We start from the raw sequence: 12,480 nt of genomic DNA, 5'->3' as shown, positions 1-12,480 counted from the left end.
TCCAGGAGTTTCCCCGTGGCCGATGCCCTGATCGCTGTCACCGACGACGGCGCCATCCGCACCGTGACCGTCCAGCGCCCGGACAAGCTCAACGCCCTCAACGCCGCCACCCTGCAGGCCCTGGCCGACGCCTTCGGCGAGGCCGCTGCCGATCCACAGGTGCGCGTGGTGGTGTTGACCGGAGCCGGCCCGAAGGCCTTCGTGGCCGGGGCGGACATCGCCGAGATGAACACCCTCAGCGCCGTTCAGGGACGTGATTTCTCACTGCTGGGCCAGGCCCTGATGCGCCAGATCGAGCGGATGCCCAAGCCGGTCATCGCGCGCGTGAACGGGTTTGCGCTGGGCGGCGGCCTGGAACTGGCGATGGCCTGCCACCTGCGCATCGCCGCCGATACCGCCAAGGTCGGCCAGCCGGAAATCAACCTCGGCCTGATCCCCGGCTTCGGCGGCAGCCAGCGCCTGCTGCGCCTGTGCGGCCGCGCCGCCACCCTGGAGCTGTGCCTGCTGGGGGCGCCGATCGACGCCGCGCGTGCGCTGGAACTGGGCATCGTCAACGAAGTCGTGCCCGCCGACGCGCTGGACAACCGCGTGCAGGACATTGCCCGACAGCTGGCACGCTCGGCGCCGCTGGCCCTGCGTGGGCTGCTCGATGCGGTGCACGTGGGCGGCGAATGCAGCCTGGAAGCCGGGTTGGAGTATGAAAGCGCGCAGTTCGGCCTGCTGTTTGCCACCGAGGACATGCGCGAAGGCACCAGCGCGTTCCTGCAGCGCCGTCCGCCGGCGTTCCAGAACCGCTGACGCCATGGCATCCCGACCCAACCCCGCGCAGCTGTTCGCCCGGGTCCAGGCAGACGATCTCGACGGCGCCCTGCAGGCCGGGCTGATGGACTATGTCGCCCGTGCCGGCGACGAGCAACTGCTCCCCGGTCATCCGGACCTTCCGCAGCGCCTGTGCCAGGCCCAGCAGCAGCTGCAGGCGGCCTGGGCCGCACGCGAACGCTACCGCGCCCGCGCGGTGCGCCTGGCCCGGCGCGAGGCCGAGCGCGATGCGCGTCGCACCCCGGCCCCGGCGCCGGACGTGAAGCCCGCCCTGCCCGCTGCGGCCGCCGCGATCCTCGCCCGGGCCAAGGCCCGCGCCACCGGCAAGGAGCCGTAATGGCCACCGTGAAGAAGACGGCCCGCGCACCGGCGCGGCGCGGCGGCCGCATGCCGCGCGCCGACGTGGTGGAAATGTTCACCCGCCTGCGCGAGCTCAACCCGCACCCCAAAACCGAACTGGAGTACAGCTCGCCGTTCGAGCTGCTGGTGGCGGTGGCGCTGTCGGCGCAGGCGACCGACGTCGGCGTCAACAAGGCCACGCGTCGCCTGTTCCCGGTCGCCAACACCCCGGCGACGATCCTGGCGCTCGGCGAGGATGGCCTGAAGCCGTACATCTCCACCATCGGCTTGTTCAACGCCAAGGCGAAGAACGTGATCGCCACCTGCGCGATCCTGCTGCAGAAGTACGGCGGCGAAGTGCCGCGCGACCGCGAAGCGCTGGAAGCGCTGCCCGGTGTGGGCCGCAAGACCGCCAACGTGGTCCTCAACACCGCGTTCGGCGAGCCGGTGATGGCAGTGGATACGCATATCTTCCGCGTCTCCAACCGTACCGGCCTGGCCCCCGGCAAGAACGTGCGCGAGGTGGAAGATACGCTGGTGAAGGTGATTCCGGCCGAGTTCCTGCTCGACGCGCATCACTGGCTGATCCTGCACGGCCGCTACGTGTGCAAGGCGCGCAAGCCGGATTGCCCGGGCTGCGTGATCGCCGACCTGTGCCGGTTCAAGGAAAAGACGCCGGCCGAAGCGTGACCCGGATTGTGTTGTGACGAAACGAAGACGGCGGGCACAAGGCCCGCCGTCCGCATACATGGACAAGGGTGCTTCAGGAGATCAGAACGACAGATCGCCCCACACGCCGAATTCCTTGGTCTTGTCGTTCTTCTTGTCGCCGGCGTTGGCCAGGTGCGTGTACTTGTACACGGTCGACAGCTTCAGGTTCTTCATAACCGGGAACTCGACGCCCACGTTCCAGTATTTGTCGCTCAGGGTCGGGTCCAGGGTCTTGCTGACGTCGGTGTCATCGTAACGACCGAACACGTTGATACCGCCGTCGGTGACGCGCACGCTGCCCCACACCGACCAGCCGCTGGACTTGTCGGTGGCAACGGTCATCACGTTGTTGAGGTTCTTGGCCTGGAAGTACTCGCCGCCGACGCGGAAGTCGCTGTCGGCGTAGGCCACCATCGCGTTGGCGCGGGTGTAGGTGTTCTCGGCGCTCTGGATGTCGGTTTCCTTGCCCAGCTTGCCGCTGTAGCCACCCACGGCCACCACGAAGTTCTCGTTCGGGGTGTAGGCCACGCGGCCTTCCACGTCCATGCCCTTGCTGCGGGTCGGGTTCTTGTAGCCGGCGCCGGACACGACCGACACGGCGTAGTTGAAGTTGTTGCCCAGGTTGCCGAAGCCATGCAGGCCCCAGTCGGACGAGTTGCCGTACTTCAGGCGGTCGGTCAGCGTGTTCTCGACATAACGCATGCCGTAGAACTTCTCGACGTACGGGATCCACGGCATGTCGGCGGCACCGACGCGCAGGTTGAAGGCCGGGTCGAAGCTGCCCTGCACGTAGGCCTTCTTGACGAACAGTTCGGTGTTGCCGATGGCCGAGCTGTACTGGAAGTCGGTGGTCAGGTTGGCCGACCAGATGTCGTTGAACTTGTGGTCGACGGTCAGGTAGAAGCGCTTGACGTCCAGGCCGGTGCCGCTGGCGGCGGTGTCCTTGCCGTTGCTGGTCTTGTCGATGTTGGTCAGGTCGAAGAACATGCGACCGCCGATCTTGTTGTCATTGACCAGCTTGGCCAGCTTGTCGACGCTGGTCTGGGTCTTCTGCGCACCTTCCAGGGCCTGTGCCTGGGTGATGTTCACTTCAGACTGCGCGTCGGACTGCGCCTGCAGCGCCTGCGAATCGTTCTGCAACTGCTGGACCTGGGCCTGCAGCGCGGCGATCTGTGCCTGCAGCTGCTGCAGCTGTGCCTGGGATACGCCCGTGCTGGCAGGGGCTGCGAAGGCGTCGGCGGAAACCAGACCGAGGCTTGCAACGACCGCGGCGGCGAGCAAATGGGAACGCATTTTGGATTTCTCCAGAGGGTTGGAATGGCTTGGGCAGAACGCCACGCCGGCAGGCCGGTCAAGCGTTTTGCGAACGTTCCGTTAAAACCATGACAACCGAATGACAGAGTGCGCACCAACCACAGATTTCTTCCTGCGGTCATGCGTACGACTCATTTGCCTTCCCCTGCGGGCCGATCGGTTGCGGCCGCGGGCGTGATGATTCCATGGCAGTGCACGCGCCGGCCCGGCCAGGCCCCCCGGCACGTGTTCCCTGGAGCCAGGGAACGAGGTTGAACCGCTGCACGCTGCGCAGCGGCACCGTCCGCCCACGCGCTCGCCGGGCGGTGCAGGGCTGCCGGGACGCGCTGTAACGGATGCGTCATACAACGGTCCCGGCGCTGTCATCGAACCGTTATGGAATGTGCGCCGGGCGGGTAACCCCGCATCCCAATCAACCCAGGAGCCACCCCGTGATCCACGCCTTCAAGTCGCGCGTTGCCGTTGCCGTCTTCGCAGCGTCGTCCGTGTTCGCCGCCAACGCCGCTGAAATCACCGGCGCGGGCGCCTCGTTCATCTACCCGGTGATGTCGAAGTGGTCGGCCGACTACAACGCCGCCACCAGCAACAAGGTCAACTACCAGTCGATCGGTTCCGGCGGCGGCATTGCGCAGATCAAGGCCAAGACCGTTGATTTCGGCTCCTCCGACGCGCCGCTGAAGCCGGAAGAGCTGGCCGCTTCGGGCCTGGCACAGTTCCCGTCGGTGATCGGCGGCGTGGTGCCGGTGGTCAACGTGGCCGGCATCGCCCCGGGCGCACTGAAGCTGGACGGCACCGTGCTGGCCAACATCTTCCTGGGCAAGATCAAGACCTGGAACGACCCGGCCATCGCCGCGCTGAACCCGGGCGTGACCCTGCCGAGCGCGAAGATCACCGTCGTGCACCGCTCGGATGGTTCGGGCACCACCTTCAACTTCGTCAACTACCTGTCCAAGGTCAGCCCGGAATGGAAGACCTCGGTCGGTGAAGGCACCTCGGTCCAGTGGCCGGCCGGCATCGGTGGCAAGGGCAACGAAGGCGTTGCTGCCTACGTGAAGCAGATCAAGGGCGGCATCGGCTACGTCGAACTGTCCTACGCGCTGCAGAACAAGCTGTCGTACACCGCGATGAAGAACGCCGCTGGCAGGTTCGTGCAGCCGAGCGACGCGTCGTTCGCTGCCGCCGCCGCCAGCGCCGACTGGGCCAACGCCAAGGACTTCTACCTGGTGATGACCAACGCCCCGGGCGCCGAGTCCTGGCCGATCACCGCCACCAACTTCATCCTGGTGCACAAGAAGCCGAAGAATGCTGCCAACGGCAAGGCCACCCAGGAGTTCTTCCGCTGGGTCTACAAGAGCGGCGACGCCCAGGCCCGCCAGCTGGACTACGTGCCGCTGCCGGACAGCCTGGTCCGCCAGATCGAGACCTACTGGTCGCAGAACCTGAAGTAAGCGCGTTCCCCCCGCAGGAACGGGGCCGGCGGGTCCTCTCTCCCCCGCCGGCCCCAACCGGGCGCGAGATCCTCGAGATCTCGCGCTCTTCTTGTTTCCGGGGGTGTCTGCCTCTGTAGCGCCGAACCCACGCTCGGCGCTACCTTGCACCGGCCGGTGCTATCGGTGCGCAGATCCGGGGTCACCGGGCCCCTGCCGGATCGGCGCCCACCCTGTGAAACCCTTGTCGGAACGTGATCCAGGACACCTCTGTCATGCGCGTAATACGGCTGTAACAAAAACATCATTTCATAGCCGCATCCGCCGACGCCGTCGGCTCTACCCCGCTATGGAGTGACCATGAAACTGCACTCGGCCGGCCTTGCCGCCCTTTCCCTGGCCATCGCCCTGGGCCTGTCGGCCTGCGGTGGCGACAAGCAGGCCGCGCAGCAGCCGGCGGCCGACGGTGCCGCTGCCCCGGCCACCGCCGGTGCCAAGGTGACCGCCGAAGTGTCCGGTGCGGGCGCCTCCTTCATCTTCCCGCTGGTCTCCAAGTGGTCGGCCGACTACAACGCCAGCACCGGCGCCAAGATCAACTACCAGTCGATCGGCTCCGGCGGCGGCATCGCCCAGATCAAGGCCGGCACCGTCGACTTCGGTTCCTCCGACAAGCCGCTGAGCAGCGAAGAGCTGGCCCAGGCCGGCCTGGCGCAGTTCCCGTCGGCCATCGGCGGCGTGGTGCCGGTGGTCAACATCGACGGCCTGGAAGGCGGCAAGCTGCGCCTGAGCGGCGCCCTGCTGGCCGACATCTTCCTGGGCAAGGTCAAGACCTGGAACGACCCGGCCATCGTCGCTGCCAACCCGGGCGTGAAGCTGCCGGATGGCAAGATCACCCTGGTCCACCGTTCGGACGGTTCGGGCACCACCTTCAACTTCTCCAACTACCTGTCCAAGATCAGCCCGGAGTGGAAGAGCAAGGTCGGCGAAGGCACCTCGGTGCAGTGGCCGGACGGCGTCGGTGGCAAGGGCAATGAAGGCGTCGCGTCCTACGTGAAGCAGATCAAGGGCTCGATCGGCTATGTCGAGCTGGCCTACGCACTGCAGAACGGCATGCCGTACACCGCCTTGCAGAACGCCGCCGGCAACTGGGTCGAGCCGAGCGCGGAAACCTTTGCCGCAGCGGCCGCCAGCGCCGACTGGGCCAGCGCCAAGGACTTCAACCTGGTCATCACCAACGCACCGGGCGAGCAGGCGTGGCCGATCACCGCCACCAACTTCATGCTGATGCAGAAGAAGCCGAAGGACGCCAAGCGCAACCAGGACACCCTGGCCTTCTTCAAGTGGGCCTTCGAGAACGGCCAGGCCCAGGCCAACGAGCTGCACTACGTGCCGCTGCCGGCCGAACTGGTCAAGCAGATCGAGGCCTACTGGGCGACCGACCTGAAGTGATGGACCCGACGGTGCCCGCCCCGCGCGGGCACCGCTTCTTCCACGCCATGCCGCCCCGCCCCTTCCTGGCCCTGCCGTCCCCATGAATGCCATCGCCCAGCCTGTAGCCGCCCCGTCCACGCGCGATGCGCGTGATGCCCGCAACGACAAACTGTTCCGATGGGTGCTGGTCGGCACCGTCATCTTCGTCCTGATCGCCCTGGCCTGCGCCGCGCTGTCGATGCTGTGGGGCGGTCGCCACGCCCTGCAGATGCAGGGCCTGAGCTTCTTCTTCTCGGCCGACTGGAACCCGGTCGAAAACAAGTTCGGCGCGCTCGCGCCGATCTACGGCACCCTGGTCACCGCCGTCATCGCGATGGTCATTGCCGTGCCGGTCAGCTTCGGCATCGCGTTCTTCCTCACCGAAGTCGCGCCGCGCTGGCTGCGTGGCCCGGTCGGTACCGCCATCGAGCTGCTGGCGGGCATTCCCTCCATCATCTACGGCATGTGGGGCCTGTTCGTGCTGGTGCCGGTGATGACCGAGTACGTCACCCCGTTCCTCAACGAAACCCTGGGCGAATGGCCGGTCATCGGTCCGCTGTTCCAGGGCCCGCCGCTGGGCATCGGCATGCTCACCGCCGGTTTCGTGCTGGCCATCATGGTCATTCCGTTCATTTCCTCGGTGATGCGCGAAGTGTTCCTGACCGTGCCGACCCGCCTGAAGGAATCGGCCTATGCGCTGGGTTCCACCAAGTGGGAAGTGAGCTGGGACATCGTGCTGCCCTACACCCGCTCGGCGGTGATCGGCGGCATCTTCCTCGGCCTCGGCCGTGCCCTGGGCGAGACGATGGCGGTGGCCTTCGTGATCGGCAACAGCGTGCGCCTGTCGCCGTCGCTGCTGGAACCGGGCACCACCATCGCCGCGCTGATCGCCAATGATTTCGGCGAGGCCACCGAAACCTACCGCTCGGCCCTGCTGCTGCTCGGCTTCGTCCTCTTCATCGTCACCTTCGTGGTGCTGGCCATCGCCCGCCTGATGCTGATGCGCCTGTCCCGCAAGGAGGGCAACTGATGTCCACCACCGCTGATTCGCTGTACCTGCGCCGCCGCATCGGCAATGTCATCGCCATCACCGCCTCCTGCGCCACCGCCCTGTTCGGCCTGTTCTTCCTGGGCTGGATCCTGTTCACCCTGGCCTCCAAGGGCTTGGCCGGCATCAATCTTGATCTGTTCACCAAGATGACGCCGCCGCCGATGCAGGAAGGCGGCCTCGCCAACGCCTTCTTCGGCAGCGCGGTGATGTGTGCGCTGGCGATCGGCATCGGTACCCCGCTGGGCGTGCTGGCCGGCACCTGGCTGGCCGAGTACGGCAACGCCCGCAAGGCCGGCACCGTGGTCCGCTTCGTCAACGACATCCTGTTGTCGGCGCCGTCGATCGTGCTCGGCCTGTTCGTCTATACCCTGTACGTGATGCAGACCGGTGGCAACTTCTCGGCGTTCGCCGGTGCCCTGTCGCTGGCCTTCATCGTGCTGCCGGTGGTGGTGCGCACCACCGACGAGATGCTGCGGCTGGTGCCCTCGCAGATGCGCGAAGCGGCCCTGTCGCTGGGCATCCCGCAGTGGAAGGTGATCGTGCAGGTGCTGTACCGCAGTGCCTCGGCCGGCATCATCACCGGCATCCTGCTGGCGCTGGCCCGCATCTCCGGCGAAACCGCACCGCTGCTGTTCACCGCCTTCGGCAACCAGTACTGGAACAACAACATCTTCCAGCCGATGGCCTCGGTGCCGGTGGTGATGAACCAGTTCGCCGGCAGCCCGTATGAATCCTGGCAGGTGCTGGCCTGGGCCGGTGCCCTGGTGCTGACTGTCTTCGTGTTGCTGGTCAGCCTTGCCGCCCGCGGCATCCTGCTGCGCAACCGTATCTCCCATGACTGACCTTTCCGTGGATAACGCCATGAACGACCTTTCCAACGCCGTGCCGATGCAGCGCATCGCCGTGCCGTCCTCGCACGAGAGCCTGCACACGCCGTCGCCGGTGAAGCTGGCTGCGCGTGGACTGGACTTCTACTACGACAAGTTCCACGCCCTGAAGGGCATCAACCTGGAGATCCCGGAAAAGCGCGTCACCGCGCTGATCGGTCCCTCTGGTTGCGGCAAGTCGACGCTGCTGCGCATCTTCAACCGCATCTACGCGCTGTACCCGAAGCTGGAGGCGCGCGGCGAAGTGCTGCTGGACGGCGAGAACATCCTGTCGCCGAAGTACCCGATGAACCGCCTGCGCAGCAAGGTCGGCATGGTCTTCCAGAAGCCGGTGCCGTTCCCGATGACCATCTTCGAGAACGTGGCCTACGGCATCCGCCACCACGAGAAGCTGAGCAAGGCCGACATGGCCGACCGCGTCGAGCAGGCGCTGCGCCAGGGCGCGCTTTGGGACGAGGTGAAGGACAAGCTGGGGCAGAGCGCACTGGGCCTGTCCGGCGGCCAGCAGCAGCGCCTGTGCATCGCCCGTGCCGTGGCGCTGCGCCCGTCGGTGCTGCTGCTGGACGAGCCGACCTCGGCGCTGGACCCGATCTCGACCAGCCGCATCGAGCAGCTGGTGGAAGAGCTCAAGCACGAGTACACGATCGTGATCGTCACCCACAACATGCAGCAGGCCGCGCGCGTGTCCGACTACACCGCCTTCATGTACCTGGGCGACCTGATCGAGCACGACCGCACCGAAGTGATCTTCTCGCAGCCGTCGCAGCGGCAGACCGAGGACTACATCACCGGTCGCTTCGGCTGATCGACGCTGATCCTTCGCCACATGTCCCAGCCAGGCACGGCCTGGCTCTACCCGGATTGCAGACCATGAACCTTCCCAACGACCACATCGTCAAGAGCTACGACGAAGAGCAGCAGCGGCTGGTGGCCGAAATCGTGCGCATGGGCGAGATGGCGGTCGCCCAGCTCGAAGCGTCGATGGACGTGATCGAGAAGCGCGACGAGAACGCCGCCCATCGCATCATCGCCAACGACGAAGCCATCGATGCGCTGGAGCAGCAGATCAGCCATGACGTGATGCGCCTGGCCCTGCGCGGCCCGATGGCGCGCGACCTGCGCGAGATCCTCGCCGGCCTGCGCATTCCGGCCGACATCGAGCGCATCGGCGACTACGCGGCCAATGTTGCCAAGCGTTCGATCGCGCTGGGCAAGGTGCCGCCGCTGCCGCAGATCCAGGGCCTGCGTGCGCTGGGCCGCCTGGCCGCGCAGCAGGTGCGCCGCGCCATCGCCGCCTACCGCGACAATGACGCCGACGCCGCGCTGGAACTGCGCGAGGACGACGCCCGCCTGGACGCGCAGTACACCGCGCTGTTCCGCGAGCTGCTGACCTACATGATGGAAGACCCGCGCAACATCACCCCGTGCACGCACCTGTTGTTCATGGCCAAGAACCTGGAGCGCGTGGGCGACCACGCCACCAACATCGCCGAGAACGTGTGGTTCCTGGTGCACGGTGAGCAGCCGCTGCCGCCGCGCGAGAAGCGCGACGAGACCTCCAGCACCGGCCAGCCCTGACGCTGCACTGCAACACCGGAGTCGACTCCAAGGTGGCCGCTGTCCTGGTGACAGCGGCCTTTTTCTTTGCGGTGTTCCCCAGGATTGTGGGCGCCGGGCTTGCCCGGTGCGGACCTGCCGGAGGCTTCTGTAACAGATCTCACGAAAATTTGAGGTCTCGGCGAGGATTCGTTGAGTAGGATCGCTGCAGCATCGAATCACCCCGGGCACCCGCCCACCACCCAGGAGTAATACCGATGAGCAGTTCGAACAAGACCCTGTCCCTGCTGACCGCGACCGCCCTGGCCGCCGGCCTGGGCATGACCGCCAGTGCCTCGGCCCTGAGCATGAGCGACCTCGCCCAGGGTTACCTGGTGGCCGGCCAGGCAGCCAAGGCCAGCACCGACGCCAAGGCCGCCGATACCAAGATGGCCGCCGACGCAACCAAGCATGCCGAAGGCAAGTGTGGCGCCGACGGCAAGAGCGGCGAAGGCAAGTGTGGTGCCGACAAGGGCAAGGCCGCAGGTGCAGCCGGTGCCAAGGCCAAGACCGGCGACACGAAGTCGGCCGAAGGCAAGTGTGGCGAAGGCAAGTGCGGTGGCAAGCACTGACGTCGGCGCCCGCCTCGTCCACCCGCAGTCGCCGCTTCGTGCGGCGGCTGCGGGGCTGGGCCTGCGCCGGGCGCTGCTGCAGGATCTGCGTGATGCCCCGGCAGGCGACTTCGACTTCCTCGAATGCGCGCCTGAGAACTGGATCCATGTCGGCGGACCTGCCGGTGATGCGCTGGCCGAACTGGCGCAGCGCCATCCACTGAGCTGCCACGGCCTGTCGCTGTCGCTGGGCGGCAGTGCGCCGCTGGACACCCAACTGCTGGAACAGGTCGGGCAGTTCCTGGAAACACACCAGGTACCGCTGTACAGCGAGCACCTGAGCTACTGCAGCGACGACGGCCACCTGTACGACCTGCTGCCGATTCCGTTCACCGATGAAGCCGTACGCCACACCGCCGCGCGCATCCGCAGGGTGCAGGAGCTGCTCGGCCGCCGTATCGCGGTGGAGAACGTGTCCTACTACCTGGCGCCGGAACCGGCGATGGACGAACTGGCGTTCACCAATGCGGTGCTCGCCGAAGCCGACTGCGACCTGCTGCTGGACGTCAACAATGTCTACGTCAACGCCTGCAACCACGGCTACGATGCCGATGCCTTCATCGCCGGCCTGCCCGCGCAGCGCATCGTCTGCCTGCACGTGGCCGGGCACCTGGACGAGGCACCGGACCTGAAGATCGACACCCATGGCAGCGCGGTGATCGATCCGGTCTGGGAGCTGCTGGCGCGTACCTATGCACGCATCGGCCCGCGCCCCACCCTGCTCGAACGCGATTTCAATTTCCCGCCCTATGCGGAACTGCGGGGCGAACTGCAGACCATCCGCCGTCTGCAGGCCACCCACGCCGGGGCTGCACATGGCTGACGCCACCGACACCCTGCGCGCGCAGCAGCACGCGTTCACCGCGCACCTGCGCGACCCGCAGGCAGTCCCCGCGCCGGCCGGACTGGATCCCCGCCGCGTGGCGGTCTACCAGCACCTGCTGTTCAACAACCTGCTGGGCCTGCTGAGCAATGGCTTCCCGGTCTGCGTGCGCCTGCTCGGCGAACCGGCCTGGAGCGCACTGGTGCGCCACTACTTCGCCAGCCATCGCTGCCAGACGCCGCTGTTCACCGAACTGGCCGCCGAATTCGTGCAGTGGCTGCAGGTGCAGCCGCAGCTGCCGCACCCGGCACTGGCCGAACTGGCCCATTACGAGTGGGTGGAAACCGCGCTGTACCAGCTGCAGGCCGATCCCCTTCCCGCACCCGGCGCTGTCGATCCGCTGCGCGTGCCGCTGCAGCGCTCGCCGCTGGCCTGGCCGCTGCTGTACCAGTGGCCGGTGCACCGCCTGGGTGCCGACGATGCACCGACCCGGCCTCCAACCGAACCGACCGGCCTGCTGGTCCGCCGCGACGCCGGCGGCGAAGTGCGATTCGCCGAACTCAGCCCGTTGGCGGTGTACCTGCTGTCCAGCATTGGCGAACAGCCCGGGCTGGAAGGCCAGGCCCACCTGCGGCAGCTGGCCCGCGCGCACGGGCTGGCCGAGGACGCCCTGGCCGAACCAGGTGCTGCGCTGCTGCAGCAGTTCGTGCAGGCCGGCGTGATCGGTCCGCTCGCCTCCCCACCCTGACACCCCGTCCACGGAGATCCACCGATGAAGCTACCGCTCCTGGCCGCCGCACGCGGCCAGCTGGACCGTCTCGCCCCCTGGTTGGCCCCGCTCGGCCTGCGCCTGCTGCTGGCCTGGGAGTACTTCGAATCCGGCCGCGAGAAACTGCATGGGCAGAACTGGTTTGCCGATCTGCAGGACGCCTTCCCGTTCCCGTTCAACCAGCTGCCCGCCGCGCTGAACTGGCAGCTTGCCACGTGGTTCGAACTGATCGGTGCGGCCTGCCTGCTGATGGGCTTCGGCACCCGCTTTGCCGCCGCCAGCCTGCTGGTGCTGACCATCGTGGCCACCTACGCAGTGCATTGGCCGATGGACTGGCAGTCACTGGGCGACCTCGCCATGGGCTATGTGATCAGTGACCAGGGCTTTGGCAACTACAAGCTGCCGGTGCTGTTCATGGCCATGCTGCTGCCGCTGGTCTTCACCGGCGCCGGCAGGCTGAGCGTGGATGCATGGTTGGCTCGGTGGCAGCCATCAGGTACCACGACACGGCCTGCGGTCCGGTAAATGCCAACCCAGGTTGGCACCTCCCGGGATCCTGGGCGTGCGCTGCACCGGCAGCTGTCGACCTTGGTCAACACACGCCCACGCAGGAAACCCGGGCTCCACGGGCCAGCCGGGCGCTCAGGGGCGCTCTGCTAGAAT

14 protein-coding genes are annotated in these 12,480 nt (G+C 66.9%); 13 read left to right on the top strand and 1 reads right to left on the bottom strand.

Going from position 1 to position 12,480, the window contains the following annotated elements; genetic code table 11:
- Positions 1-15: 15 nt before the first annotated feature.
- Genes NSQ78_RS07600 through nth form a run of 3 tightly spaced genes read left to right on the top strand, consistent with a single transcriptional unit; the run spans position 16 to position 1,848 of the window.
- Complete coding sequence (locus NSQ78_RS07600) at positions 16-798, top strand: enoyl-CoA hydratase-related protein (protein ID WP_053463532.1); 783 nt, start codon at positions 16-18, stop codon at positions 796-798.
- A gap of 4 nt (positions 799-802) precedes the next feature.
- A complete protein-coding gene (locus tag NSQ78_RS07595) occupies positions 803-1,156 on the top strand; it encodes a hypothetical protein (RefSeq protein ID WP_064238004.1) in 354 nt (117 codons plus the stop codon).
- On the top strand, positions 1,156-1,848 hold the full coding sequence (gene nth, locus NSQ78_RS07590; protein ID WP_049466982.1) for an endonuclease III: 693 nt from the start codon (positions 1,156-1,158) through the stop codon (positions 1,846-1,848). The genes NSQ78_RS07595 and nth overlap by 1 nt, the downstream gene beginning before the upstream one ends.
- 81 nt (positions 1,849-1,929) lie before the next feature.
- On the opposite strand, the gene NSQ78_RS07585 is transcribed toward nth, so the two are convergent.
- Complete coding sequence (locus NSQ78_RS07585) at positions 1,930-3,162, bottom strand: porin (protein ID WP_049466984.1); 1,233 nt, start codon at positions 3,160-3,162, stop codon at positions 1,930-1,932.
- A gap of 452 nt (positions 3,163-3,614) precedes the next feature.
- Here NSQ78_RS07585 and pstS (NSQ78_RS07580) point away from each other — a divergent pair, with 452 nt between their 5' ends.
- From pstS (NSQ78_RS07580) to NSQ78_RS07535, 10 genes are all read left to right on the top strand, one after another.
- Positions 3,615-4,631 (top strand): phosphate ABC transporter substrate-binding protein PstS, encoded by a 1,017-nt coding sequence (gene pstS, locus NSQ78_RS07580; protein WP_053463535.1) that lies wholly within the window; start codon positions 3,615-3,617, stop codon positions 4,629-4,631.
- Between the two features lie 339 nt (positions 4,632-4,970).
- Positions 4,971-6,059 (top strand): phosphate ABC transporter substrate-binding protein PstS, encoded by a 1,089-nt coding sequence (pstS, locus tag NSQ78_RS07575; RefSeq protein ID WP_064238003.1) that lies wholly within the window; start codon positions 4,971-4,973, stop codon positions 6,057-6,059.
- Positions 6,060-6,141: 82 nt separating this feature from the next.
- Positions 6,142-7,110 carry a phosphate ABC transporter permease subunit PstC gene (pstC, locus tag NSQ78_RS07570; RefSeq protein ID WP_049466991.1) on the top strand — a complete coding sequence of 323 codons (969 nt, stop codon included), beginning with the start codon at positions 6,142-6,144 and terminating at the stop codon, positions 7,108-7,110.
- A complete protein-coding gene (gene pstA, locus NSQ78_RS07565) occupies positions 7,110-7,973 on the top strand; it encodes a phosphate ABC transporter permease PstA (protein ID WP_049466993.1) in 864 nt (287 codons plus the stop codon). The genes pstC and pstA overlap by 1 nt, the downstream gene beginning before the upstream one ends.
- A 19-nt stretch (positions 7,974-7,992) precedes the next feature.
- On the top strand, positions 7,993-8,823 hold the full coding sequence (gene pstB, locus NSQ78_RS07560) for a phosphate ABC transporter ATP-binding protein PstB (protein WP_005408788.1): 831 nt from the start codon (positions 7,993-7,995) through the stop codon (positions 8,821-8,823).
- A 65-nt stretch (positions 8,824-8,888) separates the two neighbouring features.
- On the top strand, positions 8,889-9,596 hold the full coding sequence (phoU, locus tag NSQ78_RS07555) for a phosphate signaling complex protein PhoU (RefSeq protein WP_005408787.1): 708 nt from the start codon (positions 8,889-8,891) through the stop codon (positions 9,594-9,596).
- Between the two features lie 236 nt (positions 9,597-9,832).
- Positions 9,833-10,186: a hypothetical protein gene (locus NSQ78_RS07550; protein WP_049466995.1), complete on the top strand. Its 354-nt coding sequence runs from the start codon at positions 9,833-9,835 to the stop codon at positions 10,184-10,186.
- Positions 10,173-11,048, top strand: coding sequence for a DUF692 domain-containing protein (locus tag NSQ78_RS07545; RefSeq protein ID WP_064238002.1), 876 nt, complete (start codon positions 10,173-10,175; stop codon positions 11,046-11,048). Before NSQ78_RS07550 ends, NSQ78_RS07545 begins: the two co-directional genes overlap by 14 nt.
- On the top strand, positions 11,041-11,796 hold the full coding sequence (locus NSQ78_RS07540; protein WP_064238001.1) for a putative DNA-binding domain-containing protein: 756 nt from the start codon (positions 11,041-11,043) through the stop codon (positions 11,794-11,796). Before NSQ78_RS07545 ends, NSQ78_RS07540 begins: the two co-directional genes overlap by 8 nt.
- A gap of 24 nt (positions 11,797-11,820) precedes the next feature.
- Positions 11,821-12,342: a DoxX family protein gene (locus NSQ78_RS07535; protein WP_064238000.1), complete on the top strand. Its 522-nt coding sequence runs from the start codon at positions 11,821-11,823 to the stop codon at positions 12,340-12,342.
- The last annotated feature ends 138 nt before the right edge of the window (positions 12,343-12,480 follow it).

The organism is Stenotrophomonas sp. FSL W7-1447, assembly GCF_037966425.1.
Classification (GTDB): domain Bacteria; phylum Pseudomonadota; class Gammaproteobacteria; order Xanthomonadales; family Xanthomonadaceae; genus Stenotrophomonas; species Stenotrophomonas pavanii.
The sequence above is the reverse complement of the archived record's forward strand: the minus strand, read 5'-3'. Positions and strand labels throughout refer to the sequence as shown.

Excerpts from the sequence above, each read along its gene's own strand:
- NSQ78_RS07595 (WP_064238004.1), top strand. The coding sequence starts at position 803 with ATGGCATCCCGACCCAACCCCGCGCAGCTGTTCGCCCGGGTCCAGGCA.
- nth (WP_049466982.1), top strand. The coding sequence starts at position 1,156 with ATGGCCACCGTGAAGAAGACGGCCCGCGCACCGGCGCGGCGCGGCGGC.
- NSQ78_RS07585 (WP_049466984.1), bottom strand. The coding sequence starts at position 3,162 with ATGCGTTCCCATTTGCTCGCCGCCGCGGTCGTTGCAAGCCTCGGTCTG.
- pstS (WP_064238003.1), top strand. The coding sequence starts at position 4,971 with ATGAAACTGCACTCGGCCGGCCTTGCCGCCCTTTCCCTGGCCATCGCC.
- pstC (WP_049466991.1), top strand. The coding sequence starts at position 6,142 with ATGAATGCCATCGCCCAGCCTGTAGCCGCCCCGTCCACGCGCGATGCG.
- pstA (WP_049466993.1), top strand. The coding sequence starts at position 7,110 with ATGTCCACCACCGCTGATTCGCTGTACCTGCGCCGCCGCATCGGCAAT.
- pstB (WP_005408788.1), top strand. The coding sequence starts at position 7,993 with ATGAACGACCTTTCCAACGCCGTGCCGATGCAGCGCATCGCCGTGCCG.
- phoU (WP_005408787.1), top strand. The coding sequence starts at position 8,889 with ATGAACCTTCCCAACGACCACATCGTCAAGAGCTACGACGAAGAGCAG.
- NSQ78_RS07550 (WP_049466995.1), top strand. The coding sequence starts at position 9,833 with ATGAGCAGTTCGAACAAGACCCTGTCCCTGCTGACCGCGACCGCCCTG.
- NSQ78_RS07540 (WP_064238001.1), top strand. The coding sequence starts at position 11,041 with ATGGCTGACGCCACCGACACCCTGCGCGCGCAGCAGCACGCGTTCACC.
- NSQ78_RS07535 (WP_064238000.1), top strand. The coding sequence starts at position 11,821 with ATGAAGCTACCGCTCCTGGCCGCCGCACGCGGCCAGCTGGACCGTCTC.